Raw genomic sequence first — 19,670 nt, forward strand, 5'->3', positions numbered from 1 at the left:
CAAGGCTAAAACTGCGGTTAAAGCATTGGTCGGATCAGTGCCAGGCTGTGCAACTGGCCATCCAGGTAATCGTCCAGGCACTGCAGGATCAGCTCGCTGCGCCAGTTGGCCCGTTGCTCCAGCAGTTGCTCGCGGCTCAGCCAGCGCGGGCCGATGATGCCGTCATCCAACTGATAGTCCGGATGATGGCGCAGTGGCTTGGCGGCAAAGCACACGCGCTGGTAGGTCACGCCGTTGCTGGGGGCGGTGTAGAGGTAGATGCCGACTACGCCGGTCAACTCCACATCCCAGCCGGTTTCCTCCAGGGTTTCGCGTACGGCCGCCTGGAGCAGGCTTTCATTGGCGTCCAGGTGCCCGGCGGGCTGGTTGAGCACGGCTTGTTCGCCCTGGTATTCCTCGACGAACAGGAAGCTGCCCTGGTCCTCGACGATGGTGGCGACAGTAATATGCGGTTGCCATTCCATAAAGGCACTCCTTTATAAAGGGTGAGCATTGTAGGAGCCGGCTTGCCGGCGAAGCGAGCGCTGTCTTTTTCGCCGACAGGCCGGTTGCTGCGGACTCCAGAAGCACAAACCCCGGCGCGGGGCCGGGGTTTGTGTGTTCGCTCGTGCTTACACCAGCGCAGCGATGGCCGCGTTGAGGGTGGCGCTCGGGCGCATGGCCTGGCTCACCAGCTCGGGGTTGGCGCTGTAGTAGCCACCGATGTCCACGGGCTTGCCCTGTACGGCGTTGAGCTCGGCGACGATGGTCGCTTCGTTCTCGGTCAGGGTCTTGGCCAGGGTGCTGAACTGCGCTTGCAGGGCAGCGTCCTCGGTCTGGGCGGCCAGGGCTTGAGCCCAGTACAGCGCCAGGTAGAAGTGGCTGCCGCGGTTGTCGATGTTGCCGACCTTGCGCGAGGGCGACTTGTTGTTGTCGAGGAACTGGCCGGTCGCCTGGTCCAGGGTCTTGGCCAGCACCAGGGCTTTCGGGTTGTTGTAGGTGTTGCCCAGGTGCTCCAGGGAAGCGGCCAGGGCCAGGAACTCACCCAGGGAGTCCCAGCGCAGGAAGTTCTCTTCCAGCAGCTGCTGTACGTGTTTGGGAGCCGAGCCGCCGGCGCCGGTTTCGAACAGGCCGCCACCGTTCATCAGCGGCACGATCGACAGCATCTTGGCGCTGGTGCCCAGTTCCATGATCGGGAACAGGTCGGTCAGGTAGTCGCGCAGTACGTTGCCGGTCACCGAGATGGTGTCCTTGCCGTCGCGGGTGCGGGACAGGGTGAACTTCATGGCTTCGACCGGGGACATGATGCGGATGTCCAGGTCGCTGGTGTCGTGATCCTTCAGGTAGGTCTGAACTTTCTCGATCATCACGCCGTCGTGGGCCCGCATCGGGTCCAGCCAGAAAATGGCCGGGGTGCTGCTGGCACGAGCACGGTTGACGGCCAGTTTGACCCAGTCCTGGATCGGCGCGTCTTTGGTCTGGCACATGCGGAAGATGTCGCCGGCTTCGACTTTCTGCTCCAGCAGCAGGCTGCCTTTGCTGTCGGTGACGCGAACCACGCCGTCAGCCTTGATTTCGAAAGTCTTGTCGTGGGAACCGTATTCTTCGGCTTTTTTCGCCATCAGGCCAACGTTCGGCACGCTGCCCATGGTGGTCGGATCGAACGCGCCATTGGCTTTGCAGTCTTCGATCACGGCCTGGTAGATGGTGGCGTAGCAACGGTCCGGGATCACGGCCTTGGTGTCGTGCAGCTGGCCGTCGGTGCCCCACATCTTGCCGGAGTCACGGATCATGGCAGGCATCGAGGCGTCGACGATCACGTCGCTCGGCACGTGCAGGTTGGTGATGCCTTTGTCGGAGTTGACCATGGCCAGGGCAGGGCGAGCAGCGTAGACGGCCTGGATGTCGGCTTCGATCGCAGCTTGCTGGTCGGCCGGCAGGGCCTTGATGCGGGCGTACAGGTCGCCGATGCCGTTGTTCAGGTTGAAGCCGATTTCCTGCAGCACGGTGGCGTGCTTGCTCAGGGCGTCCTGATAGAACTCGGCAACGATCTGGCCGAACATGATCGGGTCGGAGACCTTCATCATGGTGGCCTTGAGGTGTACCGAGAGCAGTACGCCTTGCTTCTTGGCGTCTTCGATTTCAGCGGCGATGAAGGCGCGCAGGGCCTTTTTGCTCATTACGGCGCAGTCGAGGATCTCGCCGGCTTGCACGGCGGTCTTTTCCTTCAGGACGGTGGCAGTGCCGTCCTGGGCGATCAGTTCGATCTTGACGCTGTCGGCTGCTTCGATCAGGGCCGCTTTTTCGCTGCCGTAGAAGTCGCCGTTGCTCATGTGGGCAACGTGGGACTTGGAGTCCTTGGCCCAGGCGCCCATCTTGTGCGGGTGCTTGCGCGCATAGTTCTTCACCGACAGCGGAGCGCGGCGGTCGGAGTTGCCTTCACGCAGGACCGGGTTCACGGCGCTGCCCTTGACCTTGTCGTAACGCGCCTTGGCGTCTTTGTCGGCGTCGCAGGTCACGGTTTCTGGGTAGTCCGGCAGCGCATAGCCCTGGGCCTGCAGCTCTTTGATCGCGGCTTGCAGTTGCGGGACCGAGGCGCTGATGTTCGGCAGCTTGATGATGTTGGCTTCTGGGGTGACCGCCAGCTCGCCCAGTTCGGCAAGGTGGTCCGGCACCGCTTTGGTACCCAACTGCTCAGGGAAGCTGGCGAGGATGCGGCCGGCCAGGGAGATGTCGCGGGTTTCCACGGCGATATCAGCCGAAGCGGTGAAGGCTTCTACGATAGGCAGCAGGGAATAGGTGGCGAGGGCCGGGGCTTCGTCGGTGAAGGTGTAGATGATCTTCGAGCGGGTGGGCATATTCGGATTAACTCTCTTCTTTGCTAAAGCGTGCGCAGAAACTCGAGGTGCGCCGGGTAAGCGCTTTCGTTCAAAGGTCATCCATGAGCCGAATGTCGAGGTTTCTTCGCGGTGATGTTGGGTGCATCAGTCGAGCGTCAAGCGGGTGGGCTGCGGTAACAACCCGGCTTTGGGCGGCCATTCTCGGCTTGTTTTGTCGGTAGCAGAGCGTTCGGCCGTCGTGACTCTGTGGTCAGCGGCGGCATTATACATAGGTAGCTAGCAAAACGCCGATGCTTCATAGGCGCCCGTTCTCGTCCATTGGTCTAAAGGTCGCAGGCAGGGTGCAGGCGTAGAGTCGCTCGGGGTGCTTTATTTTGGCACTTTTCCCTTTGCTTTCAGGCTTGTAGGCCGCGAACTGTGCAGCTTTCACGGCATATGGGTGGAACATGAGGTTCCCGTCCAGATTCAACTGGGGTACGCTCGAACGCAGCCAGATGTTCAATCCACACAACGGAGTTCAGCATGGGATACAAGAAGATTCAGGTTCCAGCAGTCGGCGACAAAATCACCGTCAACGCAGACCATTCTCTCAATGTTCCTAACAACCCGATTATTCCTTTCATCGAAGGCGACGGTATTGGTGTTGATATCAGCCCGGTCATGATCAAGGTTGTCGATGCTGCGGTTAAGAAGGCTTACGGCGGCGAACGCAAGATTTCCTGGATGGAAGTGTATGCCGGGGAAAAAGCGACTCAAGTGTACGACCAGGACACCTGGCTTCCTCAGGAAACCCTGGACGCAGTGAAGGATTACGTGGTTTCCATCAAGGGCCCGCTGACCACTCCGGTCGGTGGTGGCATCCGTTCCCTGAACGTGGCCCTGCGTCAGCAACTCGATCTTTATGTATGCCTGCGCCCTGTGCGCTGGTTCGAAGGCGTGCCCAGCCCGGTGAAGAAGCCGGGTGACGTGGACATGACCATCTTCCGTGAAAACTCCGAAGACATTTACGCCGGCATCGAGTGGAAAGCCGGCTCGGCAGAAGCCACCAAGGTCATCAAGTTCCTCAAGGAGGAAATGGGTGTCACCAAGATCCGTTTCGACGAAAACTGCGGCATCGGCGTCAAGCCGGTTTCCCTGCAGGGCACCAAGCGTCTGGCGCGCAAGGCGCTGCAATATGTAGTGGATAACGACCGCGACTCGCTGACCATCGTGCACAAAGGCAACATCATGAAGTTCACCGAAGGTGCCTTCAAGGAATGGGCCTACGAAGTGGCGGCCGAAGAGTTCGGCGCGACCCTGCTGGACGGCGGTCCCTGGATGCAGTTCAAGAACCCGAAAACCGGCAAGAACGTCATCGTCAAGGATGCCATCGCCGACGCCATGCTCCAGCAGATCCTGCTGCGCCCGGCCGAATACGATGTGATCGCGACCCTCAACCTCAACGGTGACTACCTGTCCGACGCCCTGGCGGCGGAAGTGGGCGGCATCGGCATTGCGCCAGGCGCCAACCTGTCCGATACCGTGGCCATGTTCGAAGCCACCCACGGTACCGCGCCCAAGTATGCCGGCAAGGACCAGGTCAACCCGGGTTCGCTGATCCTCTCCGCAGAGATGATGTTGCGCCACATGGGCTGGACCGAAGCGGCCGACCTGATCATCAAGGGCACCAATGGCGCAATCTCGGCCAAGACCGTGACCTATGACTTCGAACGCCTGATGGACGGTGCAACCCTGCTGTCTTCCTCGGCCTTCGGCGATGCGCTGATCTCGCACATGTAAGCTGTACGGCGCCCAAAGCAAACCGGCCGACTCAATCCCTTGAGTCGGCCGGTTTTTTTATGACTGGATGTTGGTTGGATCAGCTCAGGGCGCTTTCGGGCTGGGCCTCGGCGGTGACGATTTCGCCGGGCACCTTCAACGCGCTGATTTTGATCGCATGCAGGCCCTTGGGCCCTTGGATGATCTCGAAGCTCACAGCCTGTCCGGCTTTCAAGGTCTTGTAGCCATCCATATCGATGGCCGAGTAATGGGCAAACAGATCGTCAGTCTTGCCCTCCTCATTAATAAAGCCATAACCCTTGGCGTTGTTGAACCACTTGACCTTACCGCTAGCCATACTCATATCCCTCTGCAACAGACTCCATCACTGGAGTATCATCCAGTTCATCCGCCGCCAAGCTTGGTAAAAAGGTTGACGCCGCGGACGTTTATTACCCAATGTGGGCCCTATTGGTTGTAACACCGTTTTGCCGATAGTCAAGTTGACCCGGCGGTCGGAGTTGAAATCCTTCCAGGGCGCCCCCACCACTGTATTTGCACAACTGACGAACCTTTCTTTCCATGCATGCAATCAGCCAGATTCGACTAACATTCAATCAGGATCGCCCGGACTTGCACGACGACGATTCCGCTGGCTTGGCAGTACAGGAGGCTAAGCCTGCTCTCCAGGCGCCGCCGATGTACAAGGTGGTTTTGTTCAACGATGACTACACGCCGATGGATTTCGTCGTCGAAGTGCTCGAGATGTTTTTTAACCTGAATCGCGAGCTGGCGACCAAGGTCATGCTGGCCGTCCATACCGAAGGGCGGGCAGTGTGTGGATTGTTTACCCGCGACATCGCCGAGACCAAGGCCATGCAGGTCAACCAGTACGCCCGGGAAAGCCAGCATCCGCTACTCTGTGAAATCGAGAAGGACGGTTAACGCCGACCACTTGGGTATGAGGTGAAGCTATGTTAAACCGCGAGCTCGAAGTCACCCTCAATCTCGCCTTCAAGGAGGCCCGTTCGAAGCGTCATGAGTTCATGACCGTCGAGCATCTCTTGTTGGCTCTTTTGGATAATGAGGCCGCCGCCACCGTTTTACGTGCCTGCGGAGCAAACCTCGACAAACTCAAGCACGACCTGCAGGAGTTCATCGACTCCACAACGCCGCTGATTCCCGTGCACGACGAGGATCGCGAAACTCAGCCAACCCTGGGTTTCCAGCGTGTATTGCAACGTGCTGTCTTTCACGTACAGAGCTCGGGCAAGCGTGAAGTCACCGGTGCCAATGTGCTGGTGGCAATCTTCAGTGAGCAAGAGAGCCAGGCGGTGTTCCTGCTGAAACAGCAGAGCGTTGCCCGTATCGACGTGGTCAACTACATCGCCCATGGCATCTCCAAGGTGCCCGGGCATGGCGATCATTCTGAAGGTGAACAGGATATGCAGGACGAAGAGGGTGGTGAGTCGTCTTCTTCGGGCAATCCTCTGGATGCCTATGCCAGCAACCTCAATGAGTTGGCCCGTCAGGGCCGCATTGATCCGTTGGTAGGACGCGAGCAGGAAGTCGAGCGCGTAGCGCAGATCCTGGCGCGCCGGCGCAAGAACAACCCGCTGCTGGTGGGTGAGGCAGGCGTGGGCAAGACCGCGATTGCCGAGGGCCTGGCCAAGCGCATCGTCGACAATCAAGTGCCGGACCTGCTGGTCAACAGCGTCGTCTACTCGCTGGATCTCGGGGCGTTACTGGCCGGTACCAAATACCGCGGCGATTTCGAGAAGCGCTTCAAGGCGCTGCTGGGCGAACTGAAAAAACGCCCTCAGGCGATCCTGTTCATCGACGAAATCCACACCATCATCGGTGCCGGTGCGGCCTCCGGTGGGGTGATGGACGCCTCGAACCTGCTCAAGCCGCTGCTGTCCTCGGGTGATATCCGTTGCATCGGCTCGACTACCTTCCAGGAGTTCCGTGGCATTTTCGAGAAGGACCGGGCCTTGGCGCGGCGCTTCCAGAAAGTCGATGTGTCCGAGCCCTCGGTTGAAGACACCATTGGCATCCTGCGCGGCCTCAAGGGGCGTTTCGAGCAGCATCACAGTATCGAATACAGTGATGAAGCCCTGCGTGCCGCTGCAGAATTGGCCTCGCGCTATATCAATGACCGGCATATGCCGGACAAGGCCATCGACGTCATCGACGAGGCAGGTGCCTATCAGCGCCTGCAGCCGGCGGAGAAGCGCGTGAAGCGCATCGAAGTGGCCCAGGTCGAAGACATCGTGGCGAAAATCGCGCGGATTCCACCAAAACACGTCACCAGTTCCGATAAAGAGATGCTGCGCAATCTTGAACGCGATCTCAAGCTGACGGTGTTTGGCCAGGATGCGGCGATCGATTCGCTGTCCACCGCGATCAAGCTGTCCCGTGCAGGCCTGAAATCGCCGGACAAACCGGTCGGTTCCTTCCTGTTCGCCGGTCCTACCGGTGTCGGCAAGACCGAAGCGGCGCGGCAGTTGGCCAAGGCCATGGGGATCGAGCTGGTACGCTTCGACATGTCCGAGTACATGGAGCGGCACACCGTCTCGCGCTTGATTGGTGCGCCTCCCGGCTATGTCGGTTTCGACCAGGGTGGCTTGCTGACCGAGGCCATCACCAAGCAGCCGCATTGCGTATTGCTGCTCGATGAAATCGAGAAGGCCCACCCGGAAGTCTTCAACCTGCTGCTGCAGGTGATGGACCACGGGACCCTGACCGACAACAACGGGCGCAAGGCGGATTTCCGCAATGTGATCGTCATCATGACCACCAACGCCGGTGCTGAAACCGCGGCGCGAGCCTCCATCGGCTTCACGCATCAGGATCACTCTTCCGATGCCATGGAAGTGATCAAGAAGAGCTTCACGCCGGAGTTCCGCAACCGTCTGGATACCATTATCCAGTTCGGTCGCCTGAGCCACGAAGTGATCAAGAGCGTGGTGGACAAGTTCCTTACCGAGCTTCAGGCGCAGCTGGAAGACAAGCGCGTGCAGCTGGAAGTGACCGATGCCGCCCGCAGCTGGCTGGCCGCCGGTGGTTACGACGTGACCATGGGCGCCCGTCCGATGGCGCGCTTGATCCAGGACAAGATCAAGCGTCCCCTGGCCGAGGAGATCCTGTTTGGCGAGTTGTCCGACCATGGCGGTGTGGTCCACATCGACATCAAGGATGGCGAGCTGACCTTCGATTTCGAGACCACGGCGGAAATGGCTTGATCGCCGCATAACACAGCAGTACAGCCAAAGGCACCGGGAGGTGCCTTTGTGCTATCTGGCGTTTGAAACGTTTTTTTGCAGACGAACAAAAACGCCCGGCATAACCGGGCGTCTTGTATTGACTTGCTTAGCGAGCGCGGTAAGTGATGCGCCCTTTGCTCAAGTCATAGGGCGTCAGCTCGACGCGCACTTTGTCACCGGTAAGAATACGAATGTAGTTCTTGCGCATCTTGCCGGAAATATGCGCGGTTACGACGTGCCCATTTTCCAACTCCACACGAAACATGGTGTTGGGCAGGGTGTCGACGACAGTGCCTTCCATTTCGAAGCTGTCTTCTTTCGACATGCAGTAAAGCCCTCGGTGTCCAATGAATGGCCCGGTGCAACTGCGCCAGGCAAAAGCGGCGTGCATTGTGCCCGAAAAGTGGGGTTTAAGCCAAGACCTTCTAGTTGAGGATCACCCATCTCTGGTTAACCAGCAGCTCTATGGGGCGATATTGGGTCTTGTAGTTCATCTTTTTGCAGTTCTTGATCCAGTAGCCGAGGTACACCGCATCCAGCCCGAGGCGCAGGGTTTCGCTGATTTGCCAAAGGATCGCAAAGCGCCCGAGGCTGCGGCGCTCTTCGTCGGGTTCATAGAAGGTGTAGACCGCCGACAGGCCATTGGGCAGCAGGTCGGTGACCGCCACGGCCAGCAGGCGGCCGTCCAGGCGGAACTCGTAGAAGCGCGAGAAGGGCAGGTCTCGAACCAGGAAGGTCGAGAACTGGTCGCGGCTTGGGGGGAACATGTCGCCATCGGCGTGGCGTTGCTCGATGTAGCGCTGGTAGAGGTCGAAATACTCTTCGCTGAAGCAGGGTTTGGCCGCGTGTACGGTCAGGTCGCTGTTGCGTTTGAGAATGCGCTTTTGCTGGCGGCTGGGCAGGAACTGTGTAGCAGGAATGCGCGCCGGCACGCAGGCGTTGCAGTTCTGGCAGTGGGGGCGATACAGATGATCGCCGCTGCGCCGAAAGCCCATTTCCGACAGATCCGCGTAGACATGCACGTCCATGGGCTGGCTGGGATCGAGGAACAGAGTGGTCGCCTGTTCGTCGGGCAGGTAGCTGCAAGAGTGGGGTTGGGTGGCATAGAACTTCAGGCGCGCCAACTCGGTCATGAGTCAACCCTCGGAATAAGCTTTGCAATTAAGTGTAAGCCACCCCCGGCAAACCCGCCTAGGAAACCCATATGGCGCGGCTCGGCAGGTCCAGGTGGTGTTTCAGGTAATTCGCGAACTCTGGCCGGGAAATGGATCGGGCGCCGAGGCTGTGCAGGTGTTCGGTGGGCATCTGGCAGTCGATCAGCACAAATCCCCACGCCTTCAAGCGTTCCACCAGAGTGGCAAAGCCGAATTTCGAGGCATTGTCGGCGCGGCTGAACATCGACTCGCCGAAAAACAGCTGCCCCATGGCCAGTCCATACAAGCCGCCCACCAGCACTCCCTGATCCCAGACCTCCACCGAATGGGCGTAGCCGCGTTGATGTAGTTGCAGGTAGGCGCGTTGCATCGCTTCGCTGATCCAGGTGCCGTCGGCATAGGCGCGAGGCGCTGCACAGGCGCTGATGACTGCGGCAAAGTCCTGATCGAAGGTCACCTGATAGCGTTGTTTGCGCAACAGTTTGCCCAGGCTGCGGGAGACATGCAGTTCGTCCGGGAATAACACCGTGCGCGGATCGGGGGACCACCAGAGAATCGGCTGACCCTCGGAAAACCAGGGAAAGCAGCCGTGACGATAGGCCTGGATCAGGCGGTCGGCAGACAAGTCTCCGCCCGCGGCCAGCAAGCCATTGGGCTCGCGCATGGCCTTTTCCAGCGGCGGGAAGTCGAGTGTGTTGCGTTGTAACCAGGTCAGCATGGTATCCAGACTTGCGGCAGGGGAGGGCGGTGGCGAGCCATTGCGGGCCCGCCACAAGCGTAGGGCGAGGGCTTAGTTGTCGTCGAGGAATTTTTCCGCATCCAGCGCTGCCATGCAGCCGGCGCCGGCCGAAGTGATGGCCTGGCGATAGACGTGGTCGGCCACGTCGCCGGCGGCAAATACCCCCTGGATGCCGGTGGCCGTGGCATTGCCTTCGCTGCCGCCACGCACCAGCAGGTAGCCGTCGCGCATCTCCAGCTGGCCCTGGAACAGATCGGTATTGGGCTTGTGGCCGATGGCGATAAACACCCCGGCCAGTGCCAGATACTTGGTTTCTCCGCTGTGGCTGTCCTTGAGGCGGGCGCCGGTCACGCCGCTGGCATCGCCCAGCACTTCCTCCAGGTGCTGGTTCCAGTGCAGGCGGATATTGCCATTGGCGGCCTTGTCGAACAGCTTGTCCTGGAGAATCTTCTCGGCCCGCAGCTTGTCGCGGCGATGCACCAGGTGCACTTCTTTGGCGATGTTCGACAGGTACAGTGCTTCCTCCACGGCGGTGTTGCCGCCGCCCACCACGGCCACCACCTGATTGCGGTAGAAGAAGCCATCGCAGGTGGCGCAGGCGGAAACCCCCTTGCCGGCAAAGGCCTCTTCGGAGGGCAGGCCCAGGTATTGCGCCGAGGCGCCAGTGGCGATGATCAGCGCGTCGCAACTGTAGGTGCCGCTGTCGCCGATGAGGATAAACGGCCGCTGCTGCAACTGTGCGGTGTGGATGTGGTCATAGACGATCTCGGTGTCGAAGCGTTCGGCGTGTCTCTGCATCCGCTCCATCAGCACCGGGCCGGTCAGGCCTTCGACATCGCCGGGCCAGTTGTCGACTTCGGTGGTGGTGGTCAGTTGGCCGCCGGCTTGCAAGCCGGTAATCACCGTCGGTTTGAGGTTGGCCCGAGCGGCATAGACGGCAGCGCTGTAACCGGCAGGGCCAGAGCCCAGAATGATCAGGCGTGAATGCTTCGCATCGTTCATAAAAACACCTCATAAGCCTTTGTCACAAAAGAGAATGCATGCTCCAATTGAACAGTGCGTAACAGGCCGTTGACTATGCTGGTCGGAGGGTTCCGACGTGGCATGGCGTGAACAAACCCGTACAATACGACGCTGTACCGGGTTTATTCAGAATTGCACTGTTTCAGAAGCAAGGGGCAGAGTGTTAAAAGTAGCCCCAGTTACGCCGGTCAACTTTATTTACCTGCTCGGATTGAGCAGTATCTTGTAGTCAATCACCCGTTGGACGCGCCCTTGGCGCAGGAAAAGACGCGTTTTGAAGAAATCCACCGCAGCACCTAAACCTGTTGTTCCGCTCTGGCGTCAACAATTGCACTACCGGCTCAAGGAAGGTGCGTTGATCGCCATTGGCGCCCTGTGCCTGTTCTTGATGATGGCACTTCTGACCTATGGGAAAGATGATCCGGGCTGGAGTCATAACAGCAAGATTGAAGACGTGCAGAACTTCGGTGGCCCGGCCGGTTCCTACAGCGCCGATATCCTGTTTATGGTGTTGGGTTACTTCGCCTATATCTTCCCGCTGCTGTTGGCGATCAAGACCTACCAGATCTTCCGCCAGCGCCATGAGCCCTGGCAGTGGAGCGGCTGGCTGTTTTCCTGGCGGCTGATCGGCCTGGTGTTCCTGGTGCTGTCGGGCGCCGCGCTGGCCCATATCCATTTCCATGCCGCCACGGGCCTGCCGGCCGGTGCCGGTGGCGCCCTGGGCGAAAGCCTGGGCGACCTGGCCAAGAATGCCCTGAACGTGCAGGGCAGCACCCTGATGTTCATTGCCCTGTTCCTGTTCGGCCTGACGGTGTTCACCGACCTGTCGTGGTTCAAGGTGATGGACGTGACCGGCAAGATCACCCTCGACCTGTTCGAACTGTTCCAGGGCGCCGCCAACCGCTGGTGGGATGCGCGCGTGGAGCGCAAGCAACTGGTGGCGCAATTGCGCGAAGTGGATGCCCGGGTCGATGAAGTCGTGACCCCGAACGTGGCCGACAAGCGCGAGCAGGCCAAGGTCAAGGAGCGCCTTATCGAGCGCGAGCAGGCCCTGAGCAAGCACATGTCCGAGCGCGAAAAGCAGGTGCCGCCAGTGATCACGCCGATCGCCACCAAGGCGCCGGAGCCCAGCAAGCGCGTGCAGAAAGAGAAACAGGTGCCGCTGTTCGTCGACAGCGCGGTGGAAGGCACCTTGCCACCGATCTCGATCCTCGACCCGGCAGAAAAGAAACAGCTGAACTATTCCCCCGAATCCCTGGCGGCGGTTGGCCACCTGCTGGAAATCAAGCTCAAGGAGTTCGGCGTCGAAGTCTCGGTGGATTCGATCCACCCGGGGCCGGTGATTACCCGTTACGAAATCCAGCCGGCGGCAGGGGTGAAAGTCAGCCGGATCGCCAACCTGGCCAAGGACCTGGCGCGTTCCCTGGCCGTGACCAGTGTTCGCGTAGTGGAAGTGATTCCCGGCAAGACCACCGTGGGCATCGAGATTCCCAACGAAGACCGGCAGATCGTGCGCTTCTCCGAAGTGCTCTCGACCCCGGAATACGACAACTTCAAATCCCCGGTCACCCTGGCCCTGGGCCACGATATCGGCGGCAAGCCGATCATCACCGACCTTGCGAAAATGCCTCACCTGCTGGTGGCCGGTACCACCGGTTCCGGTAAGTCGGTGGGGGTCAACGCGATGATCCTGTCGATCCTGTTCAAGTCCGGCCCGGAAGACGCCAAGCTGATCATGATCGACCCGAAGATGCTCGAACTGTCGATCTACGAGGGCATTCCGCATCTGCTGTGCCCGGTGGTGACCGACATGAAGGACGCGGCCAACGCCCTGCGCTGGAGCGTGGCGGAGATGGAACGGCGCTACAAGCTCATGGCCAAGATGGGCGTGCGCAACCTCTCGGGCTTCAACGCCAAGGTCAAGGAAGCGATTGACGCCGGTACCCCGCTGGCCGATCCGCTGTACAACCGCGAAAGCATTCACGACGAAGCGCCGCTGCTGACCAAGCTGCCGACCATCGTCGTGGTGGTGGACGAATTCGCCGACATGATGATGATCGTCGGCAAGAAGGTTGAGGAACTGATCGCCCGTATCGCCCAGAAGGCCCGTGCCGCCGGTATCCACCTGATTCTCGCCACCCAGCGGCCATCGGTGGACGTGATCACCGGCCTGATCAAGGCCAACATCCCGACCCGCATGGCGTTCCAGGTGTCGAGCAAGATCGACTCGCGGACCATCATCGACCAGGGCGGTGCCGAACAATTGCTGGGCCACGGTGACATGCTCTACATGCCGCCGGGCACCAGCCTGCCGATCCGCGTCCACGGCGCCTTCGTTTCCGATGATGAAGTGCATCGCGTGGTGGAGGCCTGGAAGCTGCGCGGTGCGCCGGAATACAACGACGACATCCTCAACGGTGTCGAAGAGGCGGGCAGTGGTTTCGAAGGCAGCAGCGGTGGCGGTGACGGCGATGATCCGGAAGCCGACGCGCTCTACGACGAAGCCGTGCAGTTCGTCCTGGAAAGCCGCCGGGCCTCGATCTCTGCGGTACAGCGCAAGCTGAAGATTGGCTACAACCGCGCCGCCCGGATGATCGAAGCCATGGAAATGGCCGGGGTGGTGACGGCGATGAACACCAACGGCTCCCGCGAAGTGCTGGCGCCGGGCCCGACGCGCGACTGATCCCTGTTTCGCTTGCAGCGGCGTGAAGTCACGCCGCTCGTATACCCATCCAATTAATGAGGAATTCCATGCGCCTGATTCGCATGTTGCTGCTGCCGGTATTGGCTGTGACCACCTTGTCGGCCCACGCCGACCCCAAAGACGTGGCGCGCCTGACCCAGTTGCTGGAAAAGTCCCAGACCCTGACCGCGCGTTTTTCCCAGCTGACCCTGGATGGCAGCGGCACCCAGTTGCAGGAAACCGCCGGCGAGATGTCCCTGCAGCGCCCGGGCCTGTTCTACTGGCACACCGATGCGCCACAAGAACAGCTGATGGTTTCCGACGGCCAGAAAGTCTCCCTGTGGGACCCGGACCTGGAGCAGGTGACCATCAAGAAGCTCGACCAGCGCCTGACCCAGACCCCGGCCCTGTTGCTCTCCGGTGACGTGTCGAAAATCAGCGAAAGCTTCGACATCACCTCCAAGGAAGCCGGCGGCGTGATGGACTTCACCCTCAAGCCGAAAACCCGCGACACCCTGTTCGACAGCCTGCGCCTGTCGTTTCGCAACGGCATGATCAACGACATGCAGTTGATCGACAGCGTTGGCCAGCGCACCAATATCCTGTTCACCGGGGTCAAGGCCAACGAAGCCATCCCGGCGTCCAAGTTCAAGTTCGACATCCCCAAGGGTGCCGATGTGATCCAAGAGTAAGCAGCCGCAACCGCAAGGTTTCGAAGGTAGTCCATGGACCTGTTTCGTAGTGCCCCGATTGCCCAGCCACTGGCCGCACGCCTGCGTGCGACCAACCTGGACGAGTACGTTGGCCAGCAGCACCTGTTGGCCCGGGGCAAGCCGCTGCGCGAGGCCCTGGAGCAGGGCGCGCTGCATTCGATGATCTTCTGGGGCCCGCCCGGGGTCGGCAAGACCACCCTGGCGCGGCTGTTGGCGGAAGTCTCGGATGCCCACTTCGAAACCGTCTCGGCGGTACTGGCCGGGGTCAAGGAGATCCGCCAGGCGGTGGAAGTCGCCAAGCAGCAGGCCGGGCAATACGGTCGGCGAACCATCCTGTTTGTCGACGAAGTGCACCGCTTCAACAAATCGCAGCAGGATGCCTTCCTGCCTTACGTGGAAGACGGCACGCTGATCTTTATCGGCGCCACCACGGAAAACCCGTCCTTCGAGCTCAACAACGCCTTGCTCTCCCGAGCGCGGGTCTATGTGCTCAAGAGCCTGGATGAAGCGGCCCTGGGCACCCTGGTACAGCGCGCCCTGACCGAGGAGCGGGGGCTGGGCAAGCGCCAGCTGAGCCTCAGCGATGAAGGCTTCCAGATGCTGCTGTCGGCCGCCGATGGCGATGGCCGGCGCATGCTCAACCTGCTGGAAAACGCCTCGGACCTGGCGGAAGACGGTGGCGAGATCAGTGTCGATCTGTTGCAAAGCCTGCTGGGTGACACCCGCCGGCGTTTCGACAAGGGCGGCGAAGCCTTCTACGACCAGATTTCCGCGTTGCACAAATCGGTGCGCGGCTCCAATCCCGACGGCGCCCTGTACTGGTTCGCGCGCATGCTCGACGGTGGCTGCGACCCGTTGTACCTGGCCCGGCGCGTGGTGCGCATGGCCAGCGAAGATATTGGCAACGCCGACCCGCGGGCCCTGAGCCTGTGCCTGGCGGCCTGGGATGTGCAGGAGCGCCTGGGCAGCCCCGAAGGCGAGCTGGCAGTGGCCCAGGCCATCACCTACCTGGCCTGTGCGCCGAAGAGCAACGCCGTGTACATGGGTTTCAAGGCCGCCATGCGCGCTGCTGCCGAGCACGGCTCGCTGGAAGTGCCGATCCACCTGCGCAATGCCCCGACCAAGCTGATGAAGCAACTGGGCTATGGCGACGAATACCGCTACGCCCATGACGAGCCGGATGCCTACGCCGCCGGTGAAGACTATTTCCCCGAAGAACTCGAACCCTTGCCGCTCTATCAACCGGTGCCCCGTGGCCTGGAACTGAAGATCGGCGAGAAGCTCAAGCACCTGGCCGCCCTGGACCGGGCCAGCCCCTTGCAGCGGAGAAAACCTTGATCCCCCTGATCCTCGCAGTCTCCGCCGGCGGTGTGGCTGGCACCCTGTTGCGCTTTGCCACCGGCAACTGGATCAATGCCAATTGGCCGCGGCACTTCTATACCGCGACGCTGGCCGTTAATATCGTGGGCTGCCTGCTGATCGGCGTGTTGTACGGGCTGTTCCTGGTCCGTCCGGAAGTGCCGATCGAAGTGCGTGCCGGATTGATAGTGGGCTTCCTCGGTGGCCTGACGACTTTTTCATCCTTTTCACTGGATACCGTGCGTCTGCTGGAAAGCGGACAAGTGGCGCTGGCCCTGGGCTATGCGGCACTGAGTGTATTCGGCGGGCTGCTTGCTACCTGGGCCGGCCTGTCCTTGACCAAACTTTGATAAACGAGAGAACGACATGCTCGATTCCAAACTGTTACGTAGCAACCTCCAGGACGTAGCGGATCGTCTGGCATCCCGCGGCTTTGCCCTGGATGTGGCACGCATCGAAGCGCTGGAAGAACAGCGCAAGACCGTGCAGACCCGCACCGAGCAACTGCAGGCTGAACGTAACGCGCGCTCCAAGTCCATCGGCCAGGCCAAGCAACGCGGCGAAGACATCGCCCCGCTGATGGCCGACGTTGAGCGCATGGGGAACGAGCTGAGCTCCGGCAAGGCGGAGCTGGAAAACATCCAGAGCGAACTGGATTCGATCCTGTTCGGCATTCCCAACCTGCCCCACGAGTCGGTGCCGGTGGGCGAAGACGAAGACGGCAACGTCGAAGTGCGCCGCTGGGGCACCCCGACCGCCTTCGATTTCCCGATCAAGGACCACGTGGCCCTGGGCGAAACCCACGGCTGGCTGGACTTTGAAACCGCGGCCAAGCTGTCCGGCGCGCGTTTTGCCCTGTTGCGCGGCCCGATTGCCCGTCTGCACCGCGCCCTGGCGCAGTTCATGATCAACCTGCACACCGGCGAGCACGGCTACGAAGAGGCCTATACCCCGTACCTGGTGCAGGCTCCGGCGCTGGTGGGCACCAGCCAGTTGCCGAAGTTCGAGGAAGACCTGTTCAAGATCACTCGCGAAGGCGAAGCCGATCTGTACCTGATCCCGACCGCTGAGGTGTCGCTGACCAACATCGTCGCTGGCGAGATTCTCGACGCCAAGCAACTGCCGCTGAAGTTCGTCGCCCACACGCCGTGCTTCCGTAGTGAAGCCGGTGCCTCGGGCCGTGACACTCGCGGCATGATCCGCCAGCACCAGTTCGACAAGGTCGAGATGGTCCAGGTGGTCGAGCCGTCGACCTCCATGGAAGCCCTGGAAGGCCTGACCGCCAACGCCGAGAAAGTCCTGCAACTGCTGCAACTGCCGTACCGCGTACTGGCCCTGTGCACCGGCGACATGGGCTTCAGTGCGGTCAAGACCTACGACCTGGAAGTCTGGGTACCGAGCCAGGACAAGTACCGCGAGATCTCCTCGTGCTCCAACTGTGGCGACTTCCAGGCCCGCCGCATGCAGGCTCGCTTCCGCAACCCGGAAACCGGCAAGCCGGAGCTGGTGCACACCCTCAACGGTTCCGGCCTGGCCGTGGGCCGCACCCTGGTGGCGGTGCTGGAGAACTACCAGCAGGCCGACGGTTCGATCCGTGTGCCGGATGTGCTGAAGCCGTACATGGGTGGCCTTGAGGTCATCGGCTAAATGGAATATCTGCCGCTGTTTCACAACCTTCGCGGCAGTCGTGTGTTGGTGGTCGGCGGAGGGGAGATTGCCTTGCGCAAATCCCGTCTGCTGGCCGATGCCGGTGCGCAGCTGCGAGTGGTCGCACCTGAAATAGAAGCGCAATTGCAGGAACTGATCGTCGCCAGCGGCGGTGAGTCCCTGTTGCGCGGGTATGTCGAGGCAGACCTCGACGGCTGCACCCTGATCATCGCCGCCACCGATGACGAATCCCTGAATGCCCAGGTTTCCGTCGATGCCCATCGGCGTTGCGTGCCGGTCAATGTGGTGGACGCGCCGGCCCTGTGCAGCGTGATCTTCCCGGCCATCGTCGACCGTTCGCCGCTGGTCATCGCAGTCTCCAGTGGCGGCGATGCGCCAGTGCTGGCGCGGCTGATCCGGGCCAAGCTGGAAACCTGGATTCCTTCCACCTACGGCCAACTGGCAGGGTTGGCGGCGCGTTTCCGCGCCCAGGTCAAAGGCCTGTTTCCGGATGTGCAGCAACGCCGGGCGTTCTGGGAGGACGTGTTCCAAGGGCCCATTGCCGATCGTCAGCTGGCGGGGCAGGGGGCGGAAGCCGAACGTCTGTTGCAGGCCAAGATTGCGGGCAAGGCGCCTCATGCGCCGGGCGAGGTGTATCTGGTGGGCGCAGGCCCGGGTGATCCGGACCTGCTGACCTTCCGCGCCCTGCGCCTGATGCAGCAGGCCGACGTGGTGCTCTACGACCGCCTGGTGGCGCCGGCGATTCTCGAGCTGTGCCGCCGCGACGCCGAACGCATCTACGTCGGCAAGCGTCGCGCCGATCACGCCGTGCCCCAGGAACAGATCAACCAGCAACTGGTGACCCTGGCCCAGCAAGGCAAGCGGGTGGTGCGCCTGAAGGGTGGTGATCCGTTCATCTTTGGACGGGGCGGCGAAGAGATCGAAGAACTGGCGGCCCACGGCATTCCGTTCCAGGTGGTGCCGGGGATTACCGCGGCCAGTGGTTGCTCGGCCTATGCCGGGATTCCCCTGACTCACCGTGACTACGCCCAGTCGGTGCGTTTCGTCACCGGCCATCTCAAGGACGGCACCAGCAACCTGCCCTGGAGCGACCTGGTGGCGCCGGCCCAGACCCTGGTGTTCTACATGGGCCTGGTGGGCTTGCCGACCATCTGCGAGCAACTGATCAAGCACGGTCGCGGCGCCGACACCCCGGCGGCGCTGGTTCAGCAGGGCACCACCAGCAACCAGCGTGTCTTCACCGGCACCCTGGGCAACCTGCCGGCCCTGGTGGCGGAACACGAAGTGCATGCCCCGACCTTGGTGATCGTTGGCGAAGTGGTCCAGCTACGCGAGAAGCTGGCCTGGTTCGAAGGCGCTCAGTCCGAGGTCTGAAAAGCTTCGCCGACAAGCCGGCTCCTACACATCCCGCTGTTGTAGGAGCCGGCTTGCCGGCGAAAGCGTCCTCAACCCCTGCACCAAACCCCTTGCCCACTCAACCGCTGCCGATCATGGCCGCGGCTGAAGTCCTGTAACGGCCCCTTGGGCACAATGCCTGTCGGATTGATGGTGGTGTGGCTGGCGTAGTAGTGCCCCTTGATGTGGGTAAAGTCCACGGTCTGGGCAATCCCCGGCCACTGGTACAGCTCCCGCAGCCAGTTGGACAGGTTCGGGTAATCGGCAATCCGCCGCAGGTTACATTTGAAGTGGCTGTAGTACACCGCATCGAAGCGGATCAGGGTGGTGAACAGCCGCACATCGGCTTCGGTCAGGTACTCGCCGGCCAGGTAGCGCTGCGTGCCGAGCAGGGCCTCCAGCGCATCCAGTTCGGCGAAGACATCATCGAACGCCGTCTCGTAAGCCTTTTGCGAGGTGGCGAACCCGGCGCGGTACACACCGTTGTTCAGTGCCGGATAGATGCGCCCGTTGAGCTCATCGACCCTGCTGCGCAAGGGTTGCGGATAGAAGTCCAGGGTATTGTCGGTCAAGCCGTCGAAGGCGCTGTTGAACATGCGGATGATTTCCGCCGATTCGTTGCTGACGATGCATTGGCGCTGTTTGTCCCACAGCACCGGTACGGTGACGCGGCCGGTGTAGTCCGCGGTGTCGGCGGTGTAGCGCTGGTGCATGAAGTCGAAGTGGTCCAGGGGGTCGCCGCTGGAGCCGTAGGCGGTGTCGAAGGTCCAGCCGTTCTCGCGCATCAGCCAGCTGACCACCGAGACGTCGATCAGCTTTTCCAGACCCTTGAGCTTGCGCAGGATCAGCGTGCGGTGGGCCCAGGGGCAGGCCAGGGACACATAAAGGTGGTAGCGCCCGGCCTCGGCGGCGAAGCCGCCTTCACCGCTGGGGCCGGGGCGGCCATCGGCAGTGACCCAGTTGCGACGTTGCGCCTGTTCTCGTTGGAAGGCGCCGTCCTTGCCGCTTTCGTACCACTGGTCATGCCAGCGCCCTTCGATCAGCAGACCCATGAAATGCTCCTCGGCTGTTTTGCGTTGGAGTGCAGTCTATG

Annotated in this window: 17 protein-coding genes; 9 read left to right on the top strand and 8 right to left on the bottom strand. The window is 61.3% G+C overall.

All coding sequences use genetic code 11. The features are described 5' to 3' along the window. Nucleotides 1-17: 17 nt before the first annotated feature. Both AC1RCO_RS01025 and AC1RCO_RS01030 read right to left on the bottom strand, forming a co-directional pair. The gene (locus AC1RCO_RS01025; RefSeq protein WP_053152686.1) at nt 18-464 is read right to left on the bottom strand and encodes an NUDIX hydrolase; all 447 of its coding nucleotides are present in this window, start codon (nt 462-464) and stop codon (nt 18-20) included. 147 nt (nt 465-611) lie between these two features. Then, nucleotides 612-2,837, bottom strand: coding sequence for an NADP-dependent isocitrate dehydrogenase (locus tag AC1RCO_RS01030; protein WP_370059372.1), 2,226 nt, complete (start codon nt 2,835-2,837; stop codon nt 612-614). Nucleotides 2,838-3,341: 504 nt separating this feature from the next. On the opposite strand from AC1RCO_RS01030, the gene icd reads away from it, so the two are divergent. Further along, nucleotides 3,342-4,598: an NADP-dependent isocitrate dehydrogenase gene (gene icd / locus AC1RCO_RS01035; protein ID WP_011062175.1), complete on the top strand. Its 1,257-nt coding sequence runs from the start codon at nt 3,342-3,344 to the stop codon at nt 4,596-4,598. A gap of 79 nt (nt 4,599-4,677) precedes the next feature. On the opposite strand, the gene cspD is transcribed toward icd, so the two are convergent. After that, nucleotides 4,678-4,941, bottom strand: coding sequence for a cold shock domain-containing protein CspD (cspD, locus tag AC1RCO_RS01040; RefSeq protein WP_019092905.1), 264 nt, complete (start codon nt 4,939-4,941; stop codon nt 4,678-4,680). 218 nt (nt 4,942-5,159) lie between these two features. Here cspD and clpS point away from each other — a divergent pair, with 218 nt between their 5' ends. Together clpS and clpA are read left to right on the top strand one after the other, a co-directional pair. Further along, complete coding sequence (clpS, locus tag AC1RCO_RS01045) at nt 5,160-5,522, top strand: ATP-dependent Clp protease adapter ClpS (RefSeq protein ID WP_011062173.1); 363 nt, start codon at nt 5,160-5,162, stop codon at nt 5,520-5,522. Nucleotides 5,523-5,551: 29 nt separating this feature from the next. After that, nucleotides 5,552-7,822, top strand: coding sequence for an ATP-dependent Clp protease ATP-binding subunit ClpA (clpA, locus tag AC1RCO_RS01050; protein WP_492617235.1), 2,271 nt, complete (start codon nt 5,552-5,554; stop codon nt 7,820-7,822). Nucleotides 7,823-7,949: 127 nt separating this feature from the next. Here clpA and infA read toward each other — a convergent pair whose 3' ends face one another. The 4 genes from infA to trxB all read right to left on the bottom strand — a co-directional run bounded on the left by infA (nt 7,950) and on the right by trxB (nt 10,738). Continuing rightward, nucleotides 7,950-8,168: a translation initiation factor IF-1 gene (gene infA, locus AC1RCO_RS01055; RefSeq protein WP_002553999.1), complete on the bottom strand. Its 219-nt coding sequence runs from the start codon at nt 8,166-8,168 to the stop codon at nt 7,950-7,952. A gap of 100 nt (nt 8,169-8,268) precedes the next feature. Beyond that, nucleotides 8,269-8,976, bottom strand: coding sequence for an arginyltransferase (locus tag AC1RCO_RS01060; RefSeq protein ID WP_492617236.1), 708 nt, complete (start codon nt 8,974-8,976; stop codon nt 8,269-8,271). Between the two features lie 58 nt (nt 8,977-9,034). Continuing rightward, nucleotides 9,035-9,715 (bottom strand): leucyl/phenylalanyl-tRNA--protein transferase, encoded by a 681-nt coding sequence (gene aat / locus AC1RCO_RS01065; RefSeq protein WP_015636287.1) that lies wholly within the window; start codon nt 9,713-9,715, stop codon nt 9,035-9,037. 72 nt (nt 9,716-9,787) lie between these two features. After that, nucleotides 9,788-10,738: a thioredoxin-disulfide reductase gene (gene trxB / locus AC1RCO_RS01070; RefSeq protein WP_492617237.1), complete on the bottom strand. Its 951-nt coding sequence runs from the start codon at nt 10,736-10,738 to the stop codon at nt 9,788-9,790. Between the two features lie 295 nt (nt 10,739-11,033). On the opposite strand from trxB, the gene AC1RCO_RS01075 reads away from it, so the two are divergent. The 6 genes from AC1RCO_RS01075 to cysG all read left to right on the top strand — a co-directional run bounded on the left by AC1RCO_RS01075 (nt 11,034) and on the right by cysG (nt 18,556). Further along, nucleotides 11,034-13,442, top strand: coding sequence for a DNA translocase FtsK (locus AC1RCO_RS01075; protein ID WP_019092904.1), 2,409 nt, complete (start codon nt 11,034-11,036; stop codon nt 13,440-13,442). Between the two features lie 68 nt (nt 13,443-13,510). Then, nucleotides 13,511-14,134, top strand: coding sequence for an outer membrane lipoprotein periplasmic chaperone LolA (lolA, locus tag AC1RCO_RS01080; RefSeq protein WP_011062167.1), 624 nt, complete (start codon nt 13,511-13,513; stop codon nt 14,132-14,134). Nucleotides 14,135-14,167: 33 nt separating this feature from the next. After that, nucleotides 14,168-15,493: a replication-associated recombination protein A gene (locus tag AC1RCO_RS01085; protein WP_015636284.1), complete on the top strand. Its 1,326-nt coding sequence runs from the start codon at nt 14,168-14,170 to the stop codon at nt 15,491-15,493. Further along, a complete protein-coding gene (crcB, locus tag AC1RCO_RS01090) occupies nt 15,490-15,864 on the top strand; it encodes a fluoride efflux transporter CrcB (protein WP_011062165.1) in 375 nt (124 codons plus the stop codon). The genes AC1RCO_RS01085 and crcB overlap by 4 nt, the downstream gene beginning before the upstream one ends. Nucleotides 15,865-15,880: 16 nt before the next feature. Then, complete coding sequence (gene serS, locus AC1RCO_RS01095) at nt 15,881-17,161, top strand: serine--tRNA ligase (RefSeq protein WP_011062164.1); 1,281 nt, start codon at nt 15,881-15,883, stop codon at nt 17,159-17,161. Continuing rightward, nucleotides 17,162-18,556: a siroheme synthase CysG gene (gene cysG, locus AC1RCO_RS01100; RefSeq protein WP_342402460.1), complete on the top strand. Its 1,395-nt coding sequence runs from the start codon at nt 17,162-17,164 to the stop codon at nt 18,554-18,556. A 71-nt stretch (nt 18,557-18,627) separates the two neighbouring features. Here cysG and AC1RCO_RS01105 read toward each other — a convergent pair whose 3' ends face one another. Continuing rightward, nucleotides 18,628-19,629, bottom strand: coding sequence for a glutathione S-transferase family protein (locus tag AC1RCO_RS01105; RefSeq protein WP_492617238.1), 1,002 nt, complete (start codon nt 19,627-19,629; stop codon nt 18,628-18,630). Nucleotides 19,630-19,670 lie beyond the last annotated feature (41 nt).

The sequence above is a fragment of the Pseudomonas sp. GW823-FHT03E05 genome (assembly GCF_058796855.1).

Coding starts and splice junctions, on each gene's coding strand:
- cspD (WP_019092905.1), bottom strand. CDS start 4,941: ATGAGTATGGCTAGCGGTAAGGTCAAGTGGTTCAACAACGCCAAGGGT.
- cysG (WP_342402460.1), top strand. CDS start 17,162: ATGGAATATCTGCCGCTGTTTCACAACCTTCGCGGCAGTCGTGTGTTG.
- infA (WP_002553999.1), bottom strand. CDS start 8,168: ATGTCGAAAGAAGACAGCTTCGAAATGGAAGGCACTGTCGTCGACACC.
- AC1RCO_RS01030 (WP_370059372.1), bottom strand. CDS start 2,837: ATGCCCACCCGCTCGAAGATCATCTACACCTTCACCGACGAAGCCCCG.
- AC1RCO_RS01085 (WP_015636284.1), top strand. CDS start 14,168: ATGGACCTGTTTCGTAGTGCCCCGATTGCCCAGCCACTGGCCGCACGC.
- aat (WP_015636287.1), bottom strand. CDS start 9,715: ATGCTGACCTGGTTACAACGCAACACACTCGACTTCCCGCCGCTGGAA.
- clpS (WP_011062173.1), top strand. CDS start 5,160: ATGCATGCAATCAGCCAGATTCGACTAACATTCAATCAGGATCGCCCG.
- AC1RCO_RS01025 (WP_053152686.1), bottom strand. CDS start 464: ATGGAATGGCAACCGCATATTACTGTCGCCACCATCGTCGAGGACCAG.
- serS (WP_011062164.1), top strand. CDS start 15,881: ATGCTCGATTCCAAACTGTTACGTAGCAACCTCCAGGACGTAGCGGAT.
- icd (WP_011062175.1), top strand. CDS start 3,342: ATGGGATACAAGAAGATTCAGGTTCCAGCAGTCGGCGACAAAATCACC.
- clpA (WP_492617235.1), top strand. CDS start 5,552: ATGTTAAACCGCGAGCTCGAAGTCACCCTCAATCTCGCCTTCAAGGAG.
- lolA (WP_011062167.1), top strand. CDS start 13,511: ATGCGCCTGATTCGCATGTTGCTGCTGCCGGTATTGGCTGTGACCACC.
- AC1RCO_RS01060 (WP_492617236.1), bottom strand. CDS start 8,976: ATGACCGAGTTGGCGCGCCTGAAGTTCTATGCCACCCAACCCCACTCT.
- trxB (WP_492617237.1), bottom strand. CDS start 10,738: ATGAACGATGCGAAGCATTCACGCCTGATCATTCTGGGCTCTGGCCCT.
- AC1RCO_RS01105 (WP_492617238.1), bottom strand. CDS start 19,629: ATGGGTCTGCTGATCGAAGGGCGCTGGCATGACCAGTGGTACGAAAGC.